Origin of the sequence: Bacillus cereus, from assembly GCF_002577405.1 — a bacterium.
Classification (GTDB): Bacteria; Bacillota; Bacilli; order Bacillales; family Bacillaceae_G; genus Bacillus_A; species Bacillus_A cereus_AU.
Genome location: NZ_NULR01000032.1, coordinates 1 through 981 on the forward strand (window position 1 = coordinate 1; position 981 = coordinate 981).

Consider the following 981-nt stretch of genomic DNA (forward strand, 5'->3'; position numbering starts at 1 on the left):
TCATATGCCGCTAAATCTTTAAATGCATACTTCCAGTCACTCGCTTCACTTACTTCTTGTGTCGTAATCACTTTACCGTTTTGTAGTAAGTCTACTTTAATCATTGAAGGACGATTTGGTGCGTTATCATCTTTCCACGTTTTTGTTCCTTCTACTTTCGTTTCGCCTACTTTTGTATTTGTGATGTCATAACCTTTTACTTCGGATTTGTATCCGTCTACTGGCTGCTCTTTCACTGTATAGATGTAAGCTACTCCGTTTGTATCGTATGCTTGGAGTTTTTCAAATGCATACTTCCAGTTTGTTTCTGCTGTTACTTCTTTTGTGTCTACTACTTTACCGTTTTGTAGTAAATCTACTTTTACTACGCTTGGTCGATTTGGTGCGTTGTTATCTTTCCACGTCTTTGTTCCTTCTACTTTCGTTTCGCCTACTTTTGTATTTGTGATGTCATAACCGCTTACGCTAGATTTATATCCCGCAATCGGCTGTTCTTTCACCTCATACTGATAAGCTACTCCATTCGCATCGTATGCTTCTAAATCTGCAAATATATATTTCCAACCCATTACTGCTAGTACGTCTTGTGTTTTGAATACGTTACCGTTTTGTAGTAGGTTTACTTTGATCATTGACGGACGGTCTATCCCATTTCCGTCTTTCCATGTCTTGATTCCTTCTACTGTCAATTTTGCTACTTTTGTGTTTGTAATGTTGTAGCCATTTACTTCCGATTTATAGCCCGCTACTGGATGCTCTTTTACTGTATAAGTATAAGGAACACCATTTGCATCATATCGTGCCAAGTCTGTAAATAAATAATTCCAACCATTTAATGCTGTTACATCTTGTGTTTGAATTACATTACCATTTTGCAATAAGTCTACTTTGATTGTTGTTGGTCGATCTGATGCATTGTTGTCATTCCAAGTTTTCGTTCCTGCTACTGTTGTTTTCGCATCTTTCGTATTCGTAATGTCA

Annotated in this window: 1 protein-coding gene; it reads right to left on the reverse strand. The window is 37.3% G+C overall.

Annotated elements, in window-relative coordinates; genetic code table 11:
- The coding region (locus COC96_RS28260; protein ID WP_257202267.1) for a Cna B-type domain-containing protein at nt 1-981 on the reverse strand (981 nt) is incomplete at both ends.